At 47.9% G+C, this 17,037-nt stretch carries 16 protein-coding genes; 10 read left to right on the forward strand and 6 right to left on the reverse strand.

Annotated elements, in window-relative coordinates; genetic code table 11:
* Nucleotides 1–47 precede the first annotated feature (47 nt).
* On the reverse strand, nt 48–638 hold the full coding sequence (locus R6242_RS11675; RefSeq protein WP_293932028.1) for a hypothetical protein: 591 nt from the start codon (nt 636–638) through the stop codon (nt 48–50).
* 91 nt (nt 639–729) lie between these two features.
* Nucleotides 730–3,033, reverse strand: a complete 2,304-nt coding sequence (locus R6242_RS11680; protein ID WP_318426972.1) for a penicillin-binding protein 1A — start codon at nt 3,031–3,033, stop codon at nt 730–732.
* Between the two features lie 233 nt (nt 3,034–3,266).
* On the opposite strand from R6242_RS11680, the gene R6242_RS11685 reads away from it, so the two are divergent.
* The 7 genes from R6242_RS11685 (at nt 3,267) to aroB (ending at nt 10,006) form a co-directional block, all read left to right on the forward strand.
* On the forward strand, nt 3,267–4,340 hold the full coding sequence (locus R6242_RS11685; RefSeq protein WP_293932032.1) for a pilus assembly protein PilM: 1,074 nt from the start codon (nt 3,267–3,269) through the stop codon (nt 4,338–4,340).
* Entirely contained in the window at nt 4,337–4,933 is a 597-nt protein-coding gene (locus R6242_RS11690) for a PilN domain-containing protein (protein WP_318426974.1), read from the forward strand. The genes R6242_RS11685 and R6242_RS11690 overlap by 4 nt, the downstream gene beginning before the upstream one ends.
* 1 nt (nt 4,934) lies before the next feature.
* Nucleotides 4,935–5,567 (forward strand): type 4a pilus biogenesis protein PilO, encoded by a 633-nt coding sequence (locus R6242_RS11695; protein WP_318426976.1) that lies wholly within the window; start codon nt 4,935–4,937, stop codon nt 5,565–5,567.
* Entirely contained in the window at nt 5,564–6,109 is a 546-nt protein-coding gene (locus R6242_RS11700; RefSeq protein ID WP_318426978.1) for a pilus assembly protein PilP, read from the forward strand. The genes R6242_RS11695 and R6242_RS11700 overlap by 4 nt, the downstream gene beginning before the upstream one ends.
* Nucleotides 6,106–8,226: a type IV pilus secretin PilQ gene (gene pilQ, locus R6242_RS11705; RefSeq protein WP_318426980.1), complete on the forward strand. Its 2,121-nt coding sequence runs from the start codon at nt 6,106–6,108 to the stop codon at nt 8,224–8,226. The genes R6242_RS11700 and pilQ overlap by 4 nt, the downstream gene beginning before the upstream one ends.
* A 64-nt stretch (nt 8,227–8,290) precedes the next feature.
* Complete coding sequence (locus tag R6242_RS11710) at nt 8,291–8,827, forward strand: shikimate kinase (RefSeq protein WP_130106453.1); 537 nt, start codon at nt 8,291–8,293, stop codon at nt 8,825–8,827.
* A gap of 96 nt (nt 8,828–8,923) precedes the next feature.
* Complete coding sequence (aroB, locus tag R6242_RS11715) at nt 8,924–10,006, forward strand: 3-dehydroquinate synthase (RefSeq protein ID WP_318426983.1); 1,083 nt, start codon at nt 8,924–8,926, stop codon at nt 10,004–10,006.
* A 52-nt stretch (nt 10,007–10,058) separates the two neighbouring features.
* Here aroB and R6242_RS11720 read toward each other — a convergent pair whose 3' ends face one another.
* Nucleotides 10,059–11,270: a YihY family inner membrane protein gene (locus R6242_RS11720; RefSeq protein WP_318426986.1), complete on the reverse strand. Its 1,212-nt coding sequence runs from the start codon at nt 11,268–11,270 to the stop codon at nt 10,059–10,061.
* Between the two features lie 62 nt (nt 11,271–11,332).
* Between R6242_RS11720 and wrbA the strand changes: the two genes are divergently transcribed.
* A complete protein-coding gene (wrbA, locus tag R6242_RS11725; protein ID WP_318426988.1) occupies nt 11,333–11,932 on the forward strand; it encodes an NAD(P)H:quinone oxidoreductase in 600 nt (199 codons plus the stop codon).
* Nucleotides 11,929–12,303, forward strand: a complete 375-nt coding sequence (locus tag R6242_RS11730; RefSeq protein ID WP_318426991.1) for a DUF2069 domain-containing protein — start codon at nt 11,929–11,931, stop codon at nt 12,301–12,303. Before wrbA ends, R6242_RS11730 begins: the two co-directional genes overlap by 4 nt.
* 260 nt (nt 12,304–12,563) lie before the next feature.
* Here the strand turns inward: R6242_RS11730 and R6242_RS11735 are convergent, their stop codons facing one another.
* Together R6242_RS11735 and pssA are read right to left on the reverse strand one after the other, a co-directional pair.
* Nucleotides 12,564–14,357, reverse strand: coding sequence for a 2-isopropylmalate synthase (locus R6242_RS11735; RefSeq protein ID WP_318426993.1), 1,794 nt, complete (start codon nt 14,355–14,357; stop codon nt 12,564–12,566).
* A gap of 310 nt (nt 14,358–14,667) precedes the next feature.
* Nucleotides 14,668–15,414 (reverse strand): CDP-diacylglycerol--serine O-phosphatidyltransferase, encoded by a 747-nt coding sequence (pssA, locus tag R6242_RS11740; RefSeq protein ID WP_318426995.1) that lies wholly within the window; start codon nt 15,412–15,414, stop codon nt 14,668–14,670.
* 73 nt (nt 15,415–15,487) lie between these two features.
* Between pssA and asd the strand changes: the two genes are divergently transcribed.
* A complete protein-coding gene (gene asd, locus R6242_RS11745; RefSeq protein WP_318426997.1) occupies nt 15,488–16,369 on the forward strand; it encodes an archaetidylserine decarboxylase in 882 nt (293 codons plus the stop codon).
* Between the two features lie 103 nt (nt 16,370–16,472).
* Here the strand turns inward: asd and R6242_RS11750 are convergent, their stop codons facing one another.
* The gene (locus R6242_RS11750) at nt 16,473–16,943 is read right to left on the reverse strand and encodes a hypothetical protein (protein ID WP_318426999.1); all 471 of its coding nucleotides are present in this window, start codon (nt 16,941–16,943) and stop codon (nt 16,473–16,475) included.
* Nucleotides 16,944–17,037: the final 94 nt, after the last annotated feature.

The following is a 17,037-nucleotide window of genomic DNA, read 5'->3' on the forward strand; positions in this document are numbered from 1 at the left end:
GCTAGGGGCTATTGATGTTTAATTTGTCATTTATAAATATAGGCTGATTAAATAACCATGCCATTAAAGGAGAGTAATGTTTCTAGCTCATCAAGGCGCATTCTTTCTTCTTTAATTCTTTCTGCGGCCCTTGGTTTTACATGCAAACTAACCTGAGTATTGTCATACCAAAAAGAAAGTGAAGGATAATCAGCGAGTTGGCGGCCATTAGCGGCGGGGAGAAGGTCGTAAGCGATGTGCTGATTGAGTAGAAAAATCTCTGCAGATTTAGGGTCATCTAAAAATAGCAGCAAATTAATATCAGAATTAGGACCCGCCACGCCAGAGAGTACAGATCCCGCTAGATAAGGATGAAATTGCGCCAAGATACGCATGATTTTGAGTGCTTTGAGCCGTAAATGATTCAGGCTATCGTCGTGTTCAGGCTGATAAACCGCTCGATAGCTGGCTAAAGCGATTTCAATTTCTTGATTGGAGGGCATCATTCGCCCTTCACTAATCCCAAGTTGCTTCGCGGCTTTTTTCTTGGCTAAGGCAAAATCATGCAAGTGATCTTCAGCAATTAAGCGTGCGGCACGTTCACAAATCTGTGCGCGTAAATGGGCATACTGGTGGTCGAGAACGTGTGGCTTGCTCATGATTAGGCATCCCTAAAAGAGTACTCCTTGATCTCGCTATGAGGGTGGGCCAAGTAGTGCTCAGCCCACCCTCACCTTATGCGTTGCAATCTTAAAACAGTAATTCTTTAATCTCATCCAGTGGCTGGGCTGCCCCTGTCCCACCGCCCAATCCTAATTCTGGATTGGTTTGCAGAAATTCGCTGAAGAAATATTCAGTGTATGAGCCACGCTCGGTTTGTATGGTCTGCGGTGTTACGCCTTCAGGCACAGGATAGCTGACATTTTCCACGCCTTTTAGCGCTTTATTCATAAAGTTGACCCAGATAGGTAGCGCCGCCACGCCACCATACTCTCTTGCACCCAAGGAGCGGGGTTGATCAAAACCTACCCAAGAAATAGCCACTAAGCCAGGTTGATAACCGGCAAACCACGCGTCATTAGCATCATTGGTGGTCCCCGTTTTACCGGCCAAATCACTGCGGCCTAAGCTATTGGTTTTGGCACCAGTACCCTGTGTCGCCACATCGTGCAGCAGGCTATTCATTACAAAAGCATTGCGAGCATCTAAAGTACGGGGTGCATTTTCACCGGCAACTTCAGGCTGGGTCTTAGCCAGAATACGGCCATGGCTATCTTCAATTCTATCCACATAATAGGAGCGAACTCGATAGCCGGTGTTAGCAAATACCGCATACGCCTCGGCCATTTGCAGTGGCGTCACACTGCCCGCACCTAGCGCCATCGTTAAATAAGCGGGGTGTTGCTTAGGGCTAAAGCCAAAGCGGCTGATGTGCGCCTGTGCATAATCCACGCCAATCGCTTGCAATACACGAATGGTAACTAAGTTTCTGGAGCGTGTAAGCGCAGTGCGCACACTCATCATCCCTTCGAATTTACCATCGCTATTTTTAGGCTCCCAACTTTGCCCTCCTACTTGAGCTGGGTCTATCACCAATGGCGCATCGTTCATTTGAGTGGCAGGGGTTATGCCGCGCTCTAAAGCTGCCGAGTAAATAAAAGGTTTAAAGCTGGAACCAGGCTGCCGCCAAGCTTGGGTGACATGGTTAAAGGAGCTACGGTTAAAGTCAAAGCCACCTGCTAGCGCTCTAATTGCCCCATTTTGTGGATCTAATGCAACAAGTGCCCCTTCAACTTGAGGAAGTTGTGAAATAGTCCAACCTTTTTCCATTTGCTTGATTCGCACAATGGCACCTGGGCGAATTCTGATCGCTGGGGCTACCTTTTCAGAAAGCATGGCCTTGGCAAATCGTAAGCCTTCGCCTTCAATTTCTAATTGCTCGCCGCCTTTTTTATAGACGCGAACCAATTGGGGGCTGGCACTTAAGACAATCGCCGCTTGCAAATCGCCCGAATCTTTCTGCTCTGAAAGCGCTTCGTCGAGCAGCTCTTCTTTGCCGGGTAAGATGACTTCAGGGGCAACAAAGCCTTCTGGCCCACGATAACCGTGGCGAACATCATAGTCGACTAGGCCTTGTCTTAGTGATTGATAGGCAGTTTCTTGGCTATCGCTACGAAGGGTGGTGTAAACTTTATAGCCTTCGGTGTAAGTTGATTCTTTGTAACGCTCTAGCATCATTTGCCGCACCATTTCTGCTAGGTATTCGGCATGGACGGCGTACTCTTGCTGGCCTCGCTTGAGTACGAGCGGGGCGCTCTTAGCGATCTCATAATCACTATCATTGATGAACTTAAGCTCATGCATACGTCTTAGAACGTATTGCTGCCGCAGCTGAGCTCGTTTAGGGTTTACAACTGGATTATATGCGGAAGGGGCTTTAGGTAAGCCAGCAAGCATAGCCATTTCAGCTGGGCTAAGTTGTTTTAGCTCTTTGCCGTAATAGGTTTGTGCTGCTGAGGCGAAGCCATAGGCGCGTTGACCTAGGTAGATTTGGTTGAAGTACAGTTCAAGAATTTGATCTTTAGAAAGATTGTGTTCAATTTTAAACGAGAGTAATGCCTCGTTAAACTTACGTGTAAAAGTTTTTTCGTTAGATAGGTAGAAGTTGCGTGCTACCTGCATGGTGATCGTACTGGCTCCTGATTTGGATTGCCCCGAGCTTAGGTTACTGACCATGGCTCTGAGTACACCAAGGTAGTCGATACCACCATGTTCATAAAAGCGCTCGTCTTCTGCGGCCAAAATGGCTTGTTTCATTAACAAGGGCACTTGGTCTATTGAAGTAAAGGCGCGACGCTCTTCGCCAAATTCACCAATTAACACGTTATCACTGGTGTAAATGCGGAGCGGGATTTTAGGGCGGTAATCTGTGAGTGCTTCTAGGGAGGGTAGGCGCGGATAAGTGATTACCAGTGCAAATGCACCCAAGCCTGCGGCAAGGATCATCAGGCTGATTAAAATACCGGCAAAAATAAGTAGGAGGCGTTTGCTCATCGCTAAAAGTATAGATATTAGAAGTGCTGCTAATTTACGCGAATATGAGAATGTATGTTTGGCATTTATTTTTTCGCGCCAAATATTAAAAAAGCACTAATGTTAGTAATAATGTTGCATAACAATCGATAATGAGCTTCTTGCTTTACAGGTATATGTTGCACTGCTACGATCTACAGAAAATTAGCAAATGCTTACATTTAAGAAATCTATTTTATTAAAAGGAAAGTGAGTTGAATCTCGATTTCCTCAAACCCAAAGCACCTGCGCTGATTGGGGTTGATATTAGCTCTTCGTCCGTAAAAATGGTCGAGTTGAGCCTATCAGGAACCACCTACAGCCTTGATCGCTATGTGATTGAGCCCCTACCTAAAGATGCCGTAAGTGATGGCAATATCGCCAATATGGATTTGGTGGTGGAAGCCATTAGACGCGCGTGGCGGCAAATGGGCTCTAAAGTTAAAAATGTAGCGATTGCCTTGCCGCCAGCGGCAGTGATCACTAAAAAAATCTTGGTGCCAGCAGGCTTGACCGAGCGTGAGCTTGAGATGCAGGTTGAGACTGAGGCAAATCAGTACATTCCCTTCTCTTTGGATGAAGTGAATCTCGATTTTCAGGTGCTGGGTATTTCTCCTATTGCTCCTGATGAAGAAGAAGTACTGATTGCGGCCGCTAAAAAAGAGAAAGTTGATGAGCGCGTAGCAGCAATTGAAGCTGCAGGATTACGCGCGTTGGTGCTCGATGTAGAGTCTTATGCCACACAAGCCGCTTTTGAATTGATGCAGCCACAATTGCCTAATAACGGCGATAAACAAATTGTGGCCGTGGTGGATATTGGTGCCACGGCTATGCATATGAATATCTTTAAAGATGGTCAGTCTATCTACAGCCGTGATCAGGCTTATGCCGGTAATCAACTGACGCAAGAAATTCAGCGCAAATTCAATATGTCGAGTGACGAAGCCGAGCAAGCTAAGAAGCACGGTGGTTTGCCAGAAAATTACGAGCCAGAAGTACTGCAGCCCTTTATTGATACTTTAGCGCTAGAAATCTCTCGCTCCTTGCAGTTTTTCTATACATCCAGTAACTACAACGCGGTAGATCATATTCTGCTGGCCGGTGGTTGCAGTGCTATTTATGGCCTAGATGATGCGGTATCTAGCCGCACCAATGTCAGTAGCGCCATGCGTGCCAATCCATTCCAAGGAATGGCAACGGGTAAGGTGCGTGGAAAACAAGTGCAAGTTGATGCTCCTTCTCTTTTAATTGCCTGCGGATTGGCGATGCGGAGGTTTGACCCTTCATGATTCGGATTAATCTGCTTCCACACCGCGAGCAAAGACGTGTTGCACGTCAAGCTCGGTATTTAGCTTTGCTTGGGGTAACTGCCTTGGCGGCGATTGCCGTGATTGTGGCGGGCTACCTTTTTTATGCCGCACGAATTGAAACCCAAAATCAGCGCAATCAGTTTCTAAGCGATGAAAATACCAAGTTAGATCGTGAGATTTCTGAAATTGAGAAATTAAAATCAGAAAAACAATCGCTACTTGATCGTAAAAAGATTGTTGAGCGCTTGCAGTCTGGGCGATCAGAAGCGGTTATCGCGATGGATCAACTGGTTCGGCAGACGCCTGATGGTGTTTATTTGAAAGAAGCAAAGGCGCTTAATGATCAAATTACTCTAGTGGGTTATGCGCAATCCAATGCCCGTGTTTCTACTTTAATGCGTAATTTGAATGACTCAGAAATTTTTGAGCAGCCTGTGTTGATTGAGGTGAAAGCCGCACAAGTGGGTAATCAAAAATTATCGGAGTTTACCCTTACGATTAAAATAACGCGGACTGTGGATGAGGCGGCTAATGCTTCAGCGCCAGCTTCGCGTAAACGGCAGGGGAGCTAACATGACTCTCGACGAATTACGGAATTTAGATCCTAAAGACATCGGCAATTGGCCAATTGCCGCACAAATTGGTTTGATTGTTTTGCTGTTTGTTACGCTGACTTTGGGTGGCTATTTCTACGTCTGGGGTAGCCAGATGGATGAGTTAGAAACTGGCAGGGCAAAGGAAGAACAGCTTAAAACTGATTTTGTAGAAAAAAAACGTAAGGCAATTAACTTGGATGCTTATCGCCAGCAGTTACAAGAGATTCAACAATCTTTTGGTGCTTTACTGCGGCAATTGCCTAATAAATCAGAGATGGAATCATTGCTCACCGAGATTAACCAAGCGGGGGTTGGCCGTGGTTTGTTTTTTGAGCTATTTAAACCAGGTACTGAAGTAAAAACGGCGGAGTTTGCCGAATTACCGATTGATATTCGTATCTCTGGCAACTACCACGATTTAGCGGCTTTTGTGAGCGATGTGGCGCAGCTCTCGCGTATCGTTACTTTAAGTAATCTATCTCTTACTGCAACGAAAGATCCTGAGGTGATTTCAATGCAAGCGATCGCAAAAACATATCGCTCGCTGGATGAGGCCGAGGCACAAGCGTTACATCAAGCTGCATTAGACGCTAAGAAGAAACAGAAATGAACATTCGACCTAGCTCAATCAAATTAAGCGCGCTGATGATATTCGCCGCATTTTCTTTAAGTGCTTGTTTTGGCGAACAAAATGGCGATTTAAAAGACTGGATGAAAGAAAGTAGTGAAGGCTTGCGGGGTAAAGTGGAAGCACTGCCTGAGGCAAAGCCTTATGTTTCATTTGAATATAAAGCGTTTGATTTAAGTGACCCATTTCGTGCTGCAAAAATGGAGTTAGCCAAAAAAGGCTCAGGTGGTGGGCTTGCGCCCAACACTAGCCGTGCCAAAGAAATCTTGGAAAACTACGATTTAGAAAAACTACGCATGGTAGGAACCATCACTCAAGGTAAGACGGTGAATGGTTTAATCCATGCCCCCGATGGCAATATTTATCGGGTAAAGGTGGGCAGCTATATGGGTCAAAATTTTGGCATGGTGACGGCCATTACTGATATCGAAGTTCAACTCAAAGAAATCGTTGAAGACAGTGGGGGTGATTGGGTGGAGCGCACCACGAATTTATCCCTTGATGAAGCGGAGCAAAAAAAATGAAAATACTCAATGTCATCAAGCTGGCAAGTCTTTTGTGCATAGCTTGCCTTGCCTCTTTTGCTGCTGCGGCAGCGAGCATTACTGCCATTGATGTCAGCAATGTATCAGCAGATAAGCAGGTTATTCGATTAAGTTTTAATGGCCCTGCACCCGTTCCTACTAGCTTTTCTGTGAATACGCCACCTCGGGTTGCTTTTGATTTTGCTGATACTACAAATACAGCGGGTAAAAGCTCGGTTCAAGTGAATGGCGCTGCGCTGCGCTTGATTAGCTTAGCTGAGGGCTCAGGGCGCACGCGCGTTGTGCTGAATATGCAAAAGCAAGCGGCATATCAAACCAGAGTGGAAGGGAATGATTTTTATATTACCGTAGATGGCACCAGTAGTGCGGTGACCGCTCAGGCAAGAAACACGCATTTTGCTGAGAGCAAAGCGCCTGAGGCAAGCAGCAAAAACAAACGGGATAGCATCGAGAACATTGATTTTCGCCGTGGTAAAGATGGTGAAGGTAAGGTGGTTATTGATCTATCCAGCCCCAATGTGGGTATTGATATCCGGCAGCAGGGTAAAACCTTGTTGATTGATTTTAATAAGGCGGTTTTACCTAAAAAGCTAGAGCGCCGGATGGATGTCAGTGATTTTGGTACGCCGATCCAAAAAGTGGATGCGTATAGCCAAGGTGAAACCAGCAAGATGATTATCGAGCCTAAGGGCAACTGGGAATACTCGGCTTATCAAACTGAAAATCGTTTTATTGTTGAAGTGCGTGAGGTAAACGACGAGCGCAATAAACAAGCGGGGATTAAGCCAGCATTTAAGGGCGAAAAGCTCTCGTTAAACTTCCAGAATGTTGAAATTCGCGCTGTTTTACAAGTGATTGCGGAGTTTACCGGTCTGAACTTTATTACTAGTGATACCGTAACGGGCAATATCACCCTACGTTTAAAAGATGTGCCTTGGGATCAGGCGCTGGATATTATCTTGCAAGCTAAGGGTCTAGATCAGCGTAAAAATGGCAGCGTGCTGTGGATTGCGCCCCGTGAAGAATTAGCCAGCAAGGAAAAGCAAGAGCTGGAAGCGCGTAAGCAGATTGATGAGCTAGAGCCTACTCGTACGGAGTCATTCCAACTGCGTTATCAAAAAGCAGAAGACTTAAAGAAAATGCTCACCGATGAGAAGCAGCAAATGCTTTCTAAGCGTGGCAGCATTGTGATTGATGCACGTACTAATACGTTGTTTGTGCAAGATATCTCTAGCAAGCTAGAACAGGTGCGCTCGGTTATTTCTAAGATCGACGTAGCAGTGCGTCAAGTGCAAATTGAAGCACGTATTGTTGAGGCCAACGATGGCTTTAGCCGTGAGCTTGGGGTGAAATTGGGTTGGGGCTCACGAGGCCACTTAGGCAGTACGGATTTAGGCTTGGGCAACAGCTTAGATAATGCAGGTAAAGGAATTGGTGTTATTCCTGCAACGGTTGGGACTACACCGAGTGCAACAACCCCTGTTAATAATATTTTAACCATGGGTAATAACGTTAACTTCCCTGCGATTGGTTCTGGGGTAGGTGCACCGGGTACTTTTGCGCTGATTGCTGCTAATGCAAATTGGTTGCTTGGCCTAGAAATCAGTGCTTTGGCTGCAGACAATAAAGGTAAGATTATCTCTAGCCCACGCCTTGTGACGGCTGACCAAGTTGAAGCCTCTATTGAAAGCGGGGAAGAGATTCCTTACCAAGAAAGCTCACAAAATGGGGCTACAACCATCTCGTTTAAGAAAGCGACCTTGTCATTAAAGGTGACGCCGCAGATTACGCCTGATGGCAATGTGATCATGAAGCTGAACGTGACTAAAGATAGCCGTGGCACTGTTACTCTGGGTATTCCATCGATTAACACCAAGCAAATCAATACTACGGTTTTGGTTGAAAATGGGGGTACGGTGGTGATTGGTGGTATCTACACGCAAGAAGTGGGTACGGATGTAACTAAAGTACCGTTGCTAGGAGATATTCCTTATCTGGGTAATCTATTTAAAAACACCCTAGAAAAAGACCTACGTCGCGAGTTATTGATCTTTATTTCACCTAAAGTAATTCAATCAGACCTGTCATTACGCTGATAATTTAAAATTATTAGTCAGATTAGCGGGGCGCAAATCGCGCCCCGCTCTGCTTTCCGCTACAATGCTTGGCATGAAACTGCCAGGCAATTTTTTTCTGGTCGGCATGATGGGTGCCGGCAAAACCACCGTAGGACGAGCGCTCGCTAAAGTCAGCGGTAAGGTTTTCTATGATACGGATCACGAGATTGAATCTCGGACCGGAGCAAAGATTCCAATCATCTTTGAAGTAGAGGGTGAGGCCGGATTTCGCCGCCGTGAAGTGGCGATGATTAAAGAGCTGGGTGCACAAAAAAATATCGTATTGGCAACGGGCGGCGGTGCGGTGCTTAATCCTGCTAACCGTGCGGTGCTGAGGCGCGAAGGGTTTGTGATTTATCTGCGTGCCAGCGTAGATGAGCTGTACTTGCGTACCTGCCACGATAAAAACCGCCCACTCCTGCAAACTGAAAACCCAAAACAGCGCTTGCATGAGTTTTATGCCATTCGAGACCCCCTCTATTGCGAAGTGGCTGATCTGGTGATTGATACCAGTCGGCAGACTGTGCATTCGCTATTGCAACTATTGATGAAAGAGCTGGAGCTGCACGCCGATCGCTAATCCCTCTGCAGCCGTTTTTAGCCTATGGCTATAGAGTGGCATAAAACCTTGCCCTTTCTACAATCCACAAGCCGTTAATTAGAGAGTTGGAGCACCATGCCGATCGTTGAATTAAAGCTTGACCACGCCGCATACAATATTCATATTGCCCGCGATCTATTAACTCAGGTTGAGCTGATTAAGCCTCTATTGCCTCAGCCCAGAGTTGCAATTGTCAGCAATGAAACGGTTGCGCCACTCTATTTAAAAGCCCTGCAAGACGCGTTAGAAGCCGCAGATATTCAATGCCACAGCATTATTTTGCCTGATGGCGAAGTAAATAAAAATTTCGAAACGCTTAACCTGATTTTTGATGGTTTACTGACTGAGCGCTGTGAGCGTAAAACCACGCTGATTGCCTTGGGTGGCGGCGTGATTGGGGATATGACGGGCTTTGCGGCTGCGGTTTATCAGCGCGGTGTGCCGTTTATTCAGATCCCTACCACGCTCTTGTCACAGGTTGATTCATCGGTTGGCGGCAAGACCGGCATTAATCATCCGCTGGGTAAGAATATGATAGGCGCGTTTTATCAGCCTCAGCTGGTGCTGGCTGATTTGGCGACGCTAGATACCCTGCCAATGCGTGAATTATCCGCAGGCATGGCCGAAGTGATTAAGTATGGTTTGATTGATGATTTGGCCTTTTTTGAATGGTTAGAAGCCAATATCGAGCGGCTGATGGCGCGCGAAACTGATGCGCTTGCCTATGCGGTAGAACGCTGCTGCCAGAATAAAGCGCGAATTGTGGCTGGGGATGAAAAAGAGCAGGGCCAGCGCGCCTTGCTTAATCTAGGCCATACCTTTGGTCATGCCATTGAATCGGGGCTTGGCTATGGCGTTTGGCTGCACGGCGAGGCGGTTGCTGCCGGTATGATGCTGGCCGCTTATGCATCGCGTGAGTTGGACCAGATCAGCGATGATGATATTGAGCGGATTAAAGCCCTGCTGCTTAAGGCGGGTTTGCCGGTTACAGCGCCGGTATTGGGGCATGAGCGCTACTTAGATTTAATGGCGCAGGATAAAAAAGTAGACGCTGGGAAAATAAAGTTTGTATTGATGCAATGCCTTGGCGAGTCTTATATCGGCGAGCTGAGCCGCGCTACGATTATTGCTGCATTAGAGGCTGGCTGTAGCGAGTAATCATTTAATTGCAGTGCGGGGTGATGGGCAGATAATTTTGCCCACCCCGCCATTATGTTGTCTTATTCTTTTCTGAATATTCTGCCAACGTCATCTCTAACACCCCTTTCAGCTCTTGGTGAATTGTCGTCAGCCCTTGTTCTAGGCGGGCGGATAGGGGGGTGACCATGGTTTCAAATACATCTCTGAGTGTGATTTTCTTTAGGTCGACGGCTAAAATCCACTCCCCATCACGGGTTGATTCCACCCAGTTTTTTAAAGCCATTTCTTCAAGTAGGGAGTAGCTGGCATCTAAGCCCAGCTGAGTGCGTCGGCGTAGTTTATCGATGTGTAAGACTTTGCCTTGGCTATGCGCTTCAGCCAAAACCAGCAGTAGGCGGATAGATTGTTCTAAACGTGTGCCCTGATGGCCCTCCCAGCGCCATGCCGATGCGTGCCAGTAAGAAAGACAGGCAGAAAGTACCGCGCCACCTAAAATAATCACCCAACTGACATATAGCCACATCAAAAAGATGGGGAAGCTGGCAAATGCGCCATAAATCAGCTTAAACGTGCCAAATTGCTGGATATAAAGCCCAAAGCCACGCTTCATTAGCTCTAATGCAGCGGCGACTACCAAGGCTGCGATCAGGGCATGGCTGCGTGGCACATAGCAGTTGGGCACAGCCAGATACAGCAGGGTTAAAGAGCCAAGCATCAAGAGCAAGGGGCCAAGCTTGAGCAGCATCAGGTTCAGTAGATTGGTATCACTGTGCAAACCGGTCTGGGCATAGAGCCAAGAGGTGAGTGAGATACTAATGCCGATTAATAGCGGGCCAAGCGTGAGCGCTGCCCAGTAGATAATCGTTCTTTGTAGTAATTTTCTGGGGCGTTTTATTCCCCAGATTTCATTGAAAGTTTTTTCGATAGTAAAAATTAGCAGGAGGGCGGTGACTAGCAGACCGATCATCCCCAGCGCCGTTAGGCGCTCGGCGTTATCAGAAAACTGCCGCATATACACGCTGATTACCTTGCCGGATGCATCAGGCACCAGATTGGTCAGCAAAAATATTTTAAATTTACTACTGTAGTCGCCAAACATGGGGAAGGCAGAGAAGAGCGATAGCACAATGGTCAGCAGCGGAATCAGCGCTAGTAGCGTGGTGTAAGTTAGGCTGCCGGCGGTTTCCAAGCAGCGGTCGGCGATCAATCTACGGCCAACAAAACGGCCAAAGCCAAATAGGCGATGAAAAATGCCAAGATCAAAGCGGGGGATTAGGTTCATCTTATGCGATTAAATGAAGGATGAGCTTTATAATACCGCAGCCCCACTATTTTGGAATTGTAATGCCAGAGATCCTTGTCCTTTATTACAGCACACATGGTGCTACCCGTCAGATGGCGCAGCTCATTGCCCGAGGGGTGGAGTCTGTGGCGGGAGTCACCGCCCGTATCCGCACCGTGCCGCGTATTTCAACGGTTTGCGAGGCGATAGAAGCCGTGGTTCCTGATGCCGGAGCACCCTATGCGGAGCTGGCCGACTTAAAAGAATGTATCGGCCTGGCGCTTGGTAGCCCCACTCGTTTTGGTAATATGGCCGCGCCAATGAAGTATTTTTGGGATGGCACCGTGGGCGATTGGCTGCAAGGATCTCTAATCGGCAAGCCTGCCTCGGTGTTTACCAGCACCGGCTCTATGCACGGTGGTAATGAAGCCACGCTGCTCACCATGATGTTGCCGCTGCTGCACCACGGCATGCTGATTGTGGGCACGCCTTATTCAGAAACCGCGCTGAGTAACACCACCACGGGTGGCACTCCGTACGGGCCTAGCCATGTGGCGGGTAGTGAATCTAATCAGCCGCTCTCTGCAGATGAAAAACAACTGTGCATCGCCCAAGGCAAACGCCTAGCGCAGGTGGCTTTAAAGCTGGCGGTGGCGTCATGAAAGATCAGCGTTTAATTACCCTTAGCCATTGGGCTTCCGTCATTAGCCTAGTGGCCTTGATTGCACTATGTATTTCTTGGGAGCTATGGCTTGCGCCGATGAAAGAAGGTGGTTCTTGGCTGGCCTTAAAGGCGCTGCTGTTACTGCCAATGCTAATGGGCGTTTTGAAAGGCCGTCGTTACACCTATCAATGGGGCTCGATGTATATCTTGCTGTGGTTTGTAGAAGGCGTGATGCGTGCTTGGGGCGATCATGGCCTATCGCAAATTCTGGCAGGGGCAGAAGTCGCTTTGGCTAGCCTGTGCTTTGCCAGCTTTGTTGCGTTTGCTTGGTACACGCGGCCTTCTTTGGGGGAAGCTGTGCAGGCTTGATTTTTCTGTGAATGGTATTGGGCGGGGGTAAACGCGTGGGCATAAAGGCCTGCTCACCCTGCATTGACACCAAAAAGGCCAAAAACCAGAGGCTTAACTTTAGCTCTGGTTGCTGGCCTTTTGTGTTGAGTGTCTGTCCAACACAAGGCTTGTGGCCCTGCTGTGGCAGATTGGGGTAGGTTTGAGTAAAACCATCCCGACGGCGGGGCTGATTGGCCTGCCGTATCTCGGTCTTATATTTTGATAAGCGTGGCTGAGGGTTAAACCGGGCCCTGCGCGTTAATGCGCGTTTCCTTATTATGCAGCTTATTCAACGCAGAGATATAAGCCTTGGCGCTGGCGGCGATGATGTCGGTGTCTGCGCCTTGGCCATTGACGATACGGCCCGTTTTTTCTAAACGTACGGTCACTTCCCCTTGGCTATCGGTGCCTTGGGTAATGGCATTCACGGAATAAAGTTGCAGCTCTGCGCCGCTATTGGCCATACTTTCGATGGCTTTAAACACTGCATCCACAGGGCCTGAGCCGCTAGATGTCGCTTGTTTTTCTACGCCGTCTTCGCTTATTACAATGTGTGCAGATGGCATTTCGCCAGTTTCTGACATCACTTTAAGTGCGGTAAATTTGAAATATTCATGCTCAATGGCAACCATTTCATCCGAAACCAGCGCGTGCAAGTCTTCGTCAAAAATCTCGCGCTTACGGTCGGCTAGCTCTTTAAAACGGGCAAAGGCGGCGTTTAAGGCTTCTTCACTGGCTAAATCAATACCCAGCTCGTGCAATTTGGTTTTAAAGGCATTGCGGCCAGATAATTTACCCAGCGTCAGGCGGTTGGCGCTCCAACCTACCGATTCTGCACTCATGATTTCGTAAGTTTCACGGTTTTTTAGCATGCCATCTTGGTGAATGCCTGATTCGTGGGCAAAAGCATTCGCGCCTACAATCGCCTTATTGGGCTGCACTGGGTAGCCGGTAATGGTGGAAACCAGTTTGGAGGTCGGCACAATCTGTTTTGGGTCGATGCCGGTTTCTAAATTAAACAGATCGCGACGGGTACGCACCGCCATGACGACTTCTTCTAAGCTAGCATTACCCGCACGCTCGCCAAGGCCGTTGATAGTGCATTCAACCTGACGTGCGCCCGCTTGCACGGCGGCTAAAGAGTTTGCGACGGCCATGCCTAAGTCGTTATGGCAGTGGGTAGACCAGATCACGCTGTTTGAATTAGGCACGCGGGCAATCAGCTCGCTCATTCTAGCGGCCCATACCGATGGAATGCTGTAGCCCACGGTATCGGGTACGTTAATGGTTTTGGCACCGGCCTGAATCACCGCATCAAAGATACGGATCAAGAAATCCATATCCGAGCGCACGGCGTCTTCAGCAGAGAATTCCACATCATCGGTGTATTCCAGCGCAATTTTAACGGCTTTCACTGCTGCATCCACCACCTGATCGGGGCTCATGCGCAGCTTGTGTTCCATATGAATCGGGCTGGTTGCAATAAAAGTATGAATACGGCCACGTTTAGCTGGCTTGATGGCTTCGCCTGCGGCACGCACGTCTTTCTCATTTGCGCGTGCCAAAGAACAGACGACAGAGTGTTCGATAATGCTGGCAATGGCCTTGATCGCATCGGCGTCGCCTGGGCTGGCCGCAGCAAAGCCCGCTTCAATAATGTCTACGCCGAGTTTTTCTAGCTGGCGAGCGATACGGATTTTTTCTTCTTTAGTCATCGAAGCGCCAGGCGATTGCTCGCCGTCACGCAAGGTGGTGTCAAAGATGTACAAACGATCGCTCATGCCGGAGTTTCCTTGTATCAATGGCTTAGGGCTGCTGCCCAAGAAATAGTGCTGAATGTTGAAGCTCTTACCCTGATGGGCTGCTAGCAGTGCTAGTTTATTAATCGCACCGAGCGGAATACTGCCGCGTTCGCGCCATTTGTAGACCGCTGCCCGCGAAATCAGATCGTCTGGAAACAGACTATTGATTGCCTCGCTTAATACGCTTGGTCCACCAAAATCAGCGATTAGACGTTCAATGTCTAATTCCACGGTTATCTCCTCAGGGTTTATATGCTCAAGATTAGCTATTGAACGACAATATGTCAAATTATTTGGAATAAAAAGTTGGTGCGGGTATATTTTTTGTATTTTATGCAAAAATATTAGACATATTGTCTGATATTTTTGGTTTTGAATGTAATGCTGCGTGCAAGAAGCGTAGGGTGGGCATCCGTGCCCGTGCCCGTGCCCATGCCCATGCGCGGGAGGGGAACAAAGACATGCGTGGTCTGCTCACGCTAAAGGGAAAGGGAGGCTGAAGAAGGGGAATGGAGATCTTTACGCGTGGGCTGTGCCCACCCTACTCTTTATTTGGTTTAATCCAGCGATATAGCCAGTAAACATAGCCCGATATGCCGTAGCCAATAAACACGCAAAACAGCATCAGGGGTGGTTTGGCAACGATGATTAATAAGATCAACGTGGTAATTAATAGGGCAAAGAAGGGCACGGTTCTACGCATATGCAGCTCTTTAAAGCTCCAAAAGCGTACATTAGAAACCATGGTAAGCCCTGCAAACAGGGTAAACATGAGGGCCAGATAAGGTAATGCACCACTGATAGGGGTGAGCTCCTCTGCGTATTCATGGCTAATCCACACCAACCCCGCCACCATGGCCGCAGCAGCAGGGGATGGCAGGCCTTGAAACCAGCGCTTATCCACCACCTCAATATTGGCATTAAAGCGCGCCAGCCGCATTGCAGCCCCTGCACAATAGATAAACGCCGCTATCCAGCCCAGCTTGCCAAAATCACGCAACATCCATTCATACGCCACTAGCGCAGGGGCCACGCCAAAGCTCACCATGTCGGATAGCGAATCAAACTGCGCACCAAACTCCGATTGCGTATGGGTTAAACGCGCCACTCGGCCATCCAGACCATCCAGCACCATGGCAATAAAAATGGCGACGGCGGCTTGATCAAAATTCTTATTCATCGCCTGCACAATGGCGTAAAAGCCAGCAAACAGAGCGGCAAGGGTAAACAGATTGGGGAGCAAATAAATGCTTTGGCGGCGTAGATTATGTGGGCGTTGGAATTGCATTCAGTGATGCCTCGCAAAAATGAGATCTAATTGTAGCTGAGGAAGCCGCGAAGCAAGTTTTGCTTGGCAAGCTATGCGTTATAATCTGCCGTTTAATGTCTGCTGGGGAATGCCTGTGTCAGAGCGTTTGTTTGTTCTTTTGCAACACGTACTACCCAAAGTCGCACTGACGCAATTATTGGGCCTATTTGCTGGCTTAAAAGCAGGCGGTTTAACTCAGCGGGTGATCCGCTGGTTTATTGGTCAATATAAAGTCAATATGAGCGAGGCGGCTGATTCTGATCCGATTGCATTCGCCACCTTTAATGATTTTTTTACCCGAGCCCTAAAGCCGGGTGTGCGCCCTATTCATACGACGCGCTTTGTTAGCCCGGTGGATGGCGCAATTAGCCAGCTTGGGGCGATTAAACAAGAGCAAATTTTTCAAGCTAAGGGCAGGGATTACTCTGCCACCGCCTTATTAGGTGGAGATCCAGCCTTGGCTAAGCCGTTTATCAACGGCAACTTTGCCACCATCTATCTCAGCCCACGTGATTACCACCGCATTCATATGCCTTGTGATGGTTGGTTGACACAAATGATTTATGTGCCTGGCGAGCTGTTCTCTGTGAACCCCGCTACTGCACGTGGTGTTGATGCGCTGTTCGCTCGCAATGAGCGTGTGGTTTGTATGTTTGAATCCGATTTTGGCCCCTTTGCGCTAGTACTGGTGGGGGCAACCATTGTGGGGAGTATGGCCACATCCTGGCACGGAGTGGTGAACCCACCGCGCAGCAAAACGGTACGCCGCTGGGATTACACTGGGCAAAATATTGAGCTGAAAAAAGGCGAAGAAATGGGCCGATTCCTGCTTGGCTCCACCGTGGTGATGCTGTTCCCCAAAGGCAAATGCCGCTTCAGCCCATTCTGGGTGGCAGAACGCGCGGTGCAGATGGGCGAGAAGATGGGCGATTGATGGGCTGATTATGCCCATATTGGGTATTGTCATGCCCAATATGGGCATGTAGGGCTTAAAACTTACTGAGTGATTCGGCATATGCGCTGGTTTTAAGTCCAAATCATTTCAAGGTGCATGCTTGTTTTTCTTCAGCAGTTCTATTATCTACATACTTAATACCTTGATACTCGCCACTATGCTCGGTAATAGTGATTTTTCCCGATTCAAGCCAAAAAATCATTTTTTTTGCTTCATACGCAATAGCTGGATATAGATCGCCTATTAGCTCTGATTGTTGTTTAGAATTGAGTTCGTACCATTTATCCACCTCATACTTCTGGTGAGGGACGGTGATGGCGAGTCCATATCCCAAACCAATACTGTCTAAGAAATTGTAGCCATCACAGTAGAGTTCATAGAGTTGTTTAATATATTTATGTACGTCGCAAGGGCGATCTATAACATTTTGAAGAACGTTTTTTAAAGACCACTCATAGCATTTTCCAATATCAATATATTTACGAAGTATTTTTTCTGCTTCGTATAGGGATGATTGAGTTTGATTGTTCACGCCGATTGAAATTTGACCCACCCTGCCGATCGAATTTTGACCCAGGGCCGAGCGTTGCTTTTTATCGGAGCAACTGTGGATAAGTCTAGCAAATAGCGGGCCACTCACCCGCTAT

The sequence above is a fragment of the Iodobacter sp. CM08 genome (assembly GCF_033446605.1).
In the GTDB taxonomy this organism is placed as follows: Bacteria; Pseudomonadota; Gammaproteobacteria; order Burkholderiales; family Chitinibacteraceae; genus Iodobacter.

What these genes read in the sequence shown, in the direction of transcription:
- pilQ (WP_318426980.1), top strand. Translation starts at nt 6,106, where the DNA reads ATGAAAATACTCAATGTCATCAAGCTGGCAAGTCTTTTGTGCATAGCT.
- R6242_RS11730 (WP_318426991.1), top strand. Translation starts at nt 11,929, where the DNA reads ATGAAAGATCAGCGTTTAATTACCCTTAGCCATTGGGCTTCCGTCATT.
- R6242_RS11720 (WP_318426986.1), bottom strand. Translation starts at nt 11,270, where the DNA reads ATGAACCTAATCCCCCGCTTTGATCTTGGCATTTTTCATCGCCTATTT.
- R6242_RS11710 (WP_130106453.1), top strand. Translation starts at nt 8,291, where the DNA reads ATGCTTGGCATGAAACTGCCAGGCAATTTTTTTCTGGTCGGCATGATG.
- aroB (WP_318426983.1), top strand. Translation starts at nt 8,924, where the DNA reads ATGCCGATCGTTGAATTAAAGCTTGACCACGCCGCATACAATATTCAT.
- asd (WP_318426997.1), top strand. Translation starts at nt 15,488, where the DNA reads ATGCGTTATAATCTGCCGTTTAATGTCTGCTGGGGAATGCCTGTGTCA.
- R6242_RS11690 (WP_318426974.1), top strand. Translation starts at nt 4,337, where the DNA reads ATGATTCGGATTAATCTGCTTCCACACCGCGAGCAAAGACGTGTTGCA.
- R6242_RS11700 (WP_318426978.1), top strand. Translation starts at nt 5,564, where the DNA reads ATGAACATTCGACCTAGCTCAATCAAATTAAGCGCGCTGATGATATTC.
- R6242_RS11680 (WP_318426972.1), bottom strand. Translation starts at nt 3,033, where the DNA reads ATGAGCAAACGCCTCCTACTTATTTTTGCCGGTATTTTAATCAGCCTG.
- R6242_RS11695 (WP_318426976.1), top strand. Translation starts at nt 4,935, where the DNA reads ATGACTCTCGACGAATTACGGAATTTAGATCCTAAAGACATCGGCAAT.
- wrbA (WP_318426988.1), top strand. Translation starts at nt 11,333, where the DNA reads ATGCCAGAGATCCTTGTCCTTTATTACAGCACACATGGTGCTACCCGT.
- pssA (WP_318426995.1), bottom strand. Translation starts at nt 15,414, where the DNA reads ATGCAATTCCAACGCCCACATAATCTACGCCGCCAAAGCATTTATTTG.
- R6242_RS11675 (WP_293932028.1), bottom strand. Translation starts at nt 638, where the DNA reads ATGAGCAAGCCACACGTTCTCGACCACCAGTATGCCCATTTACGCGCA.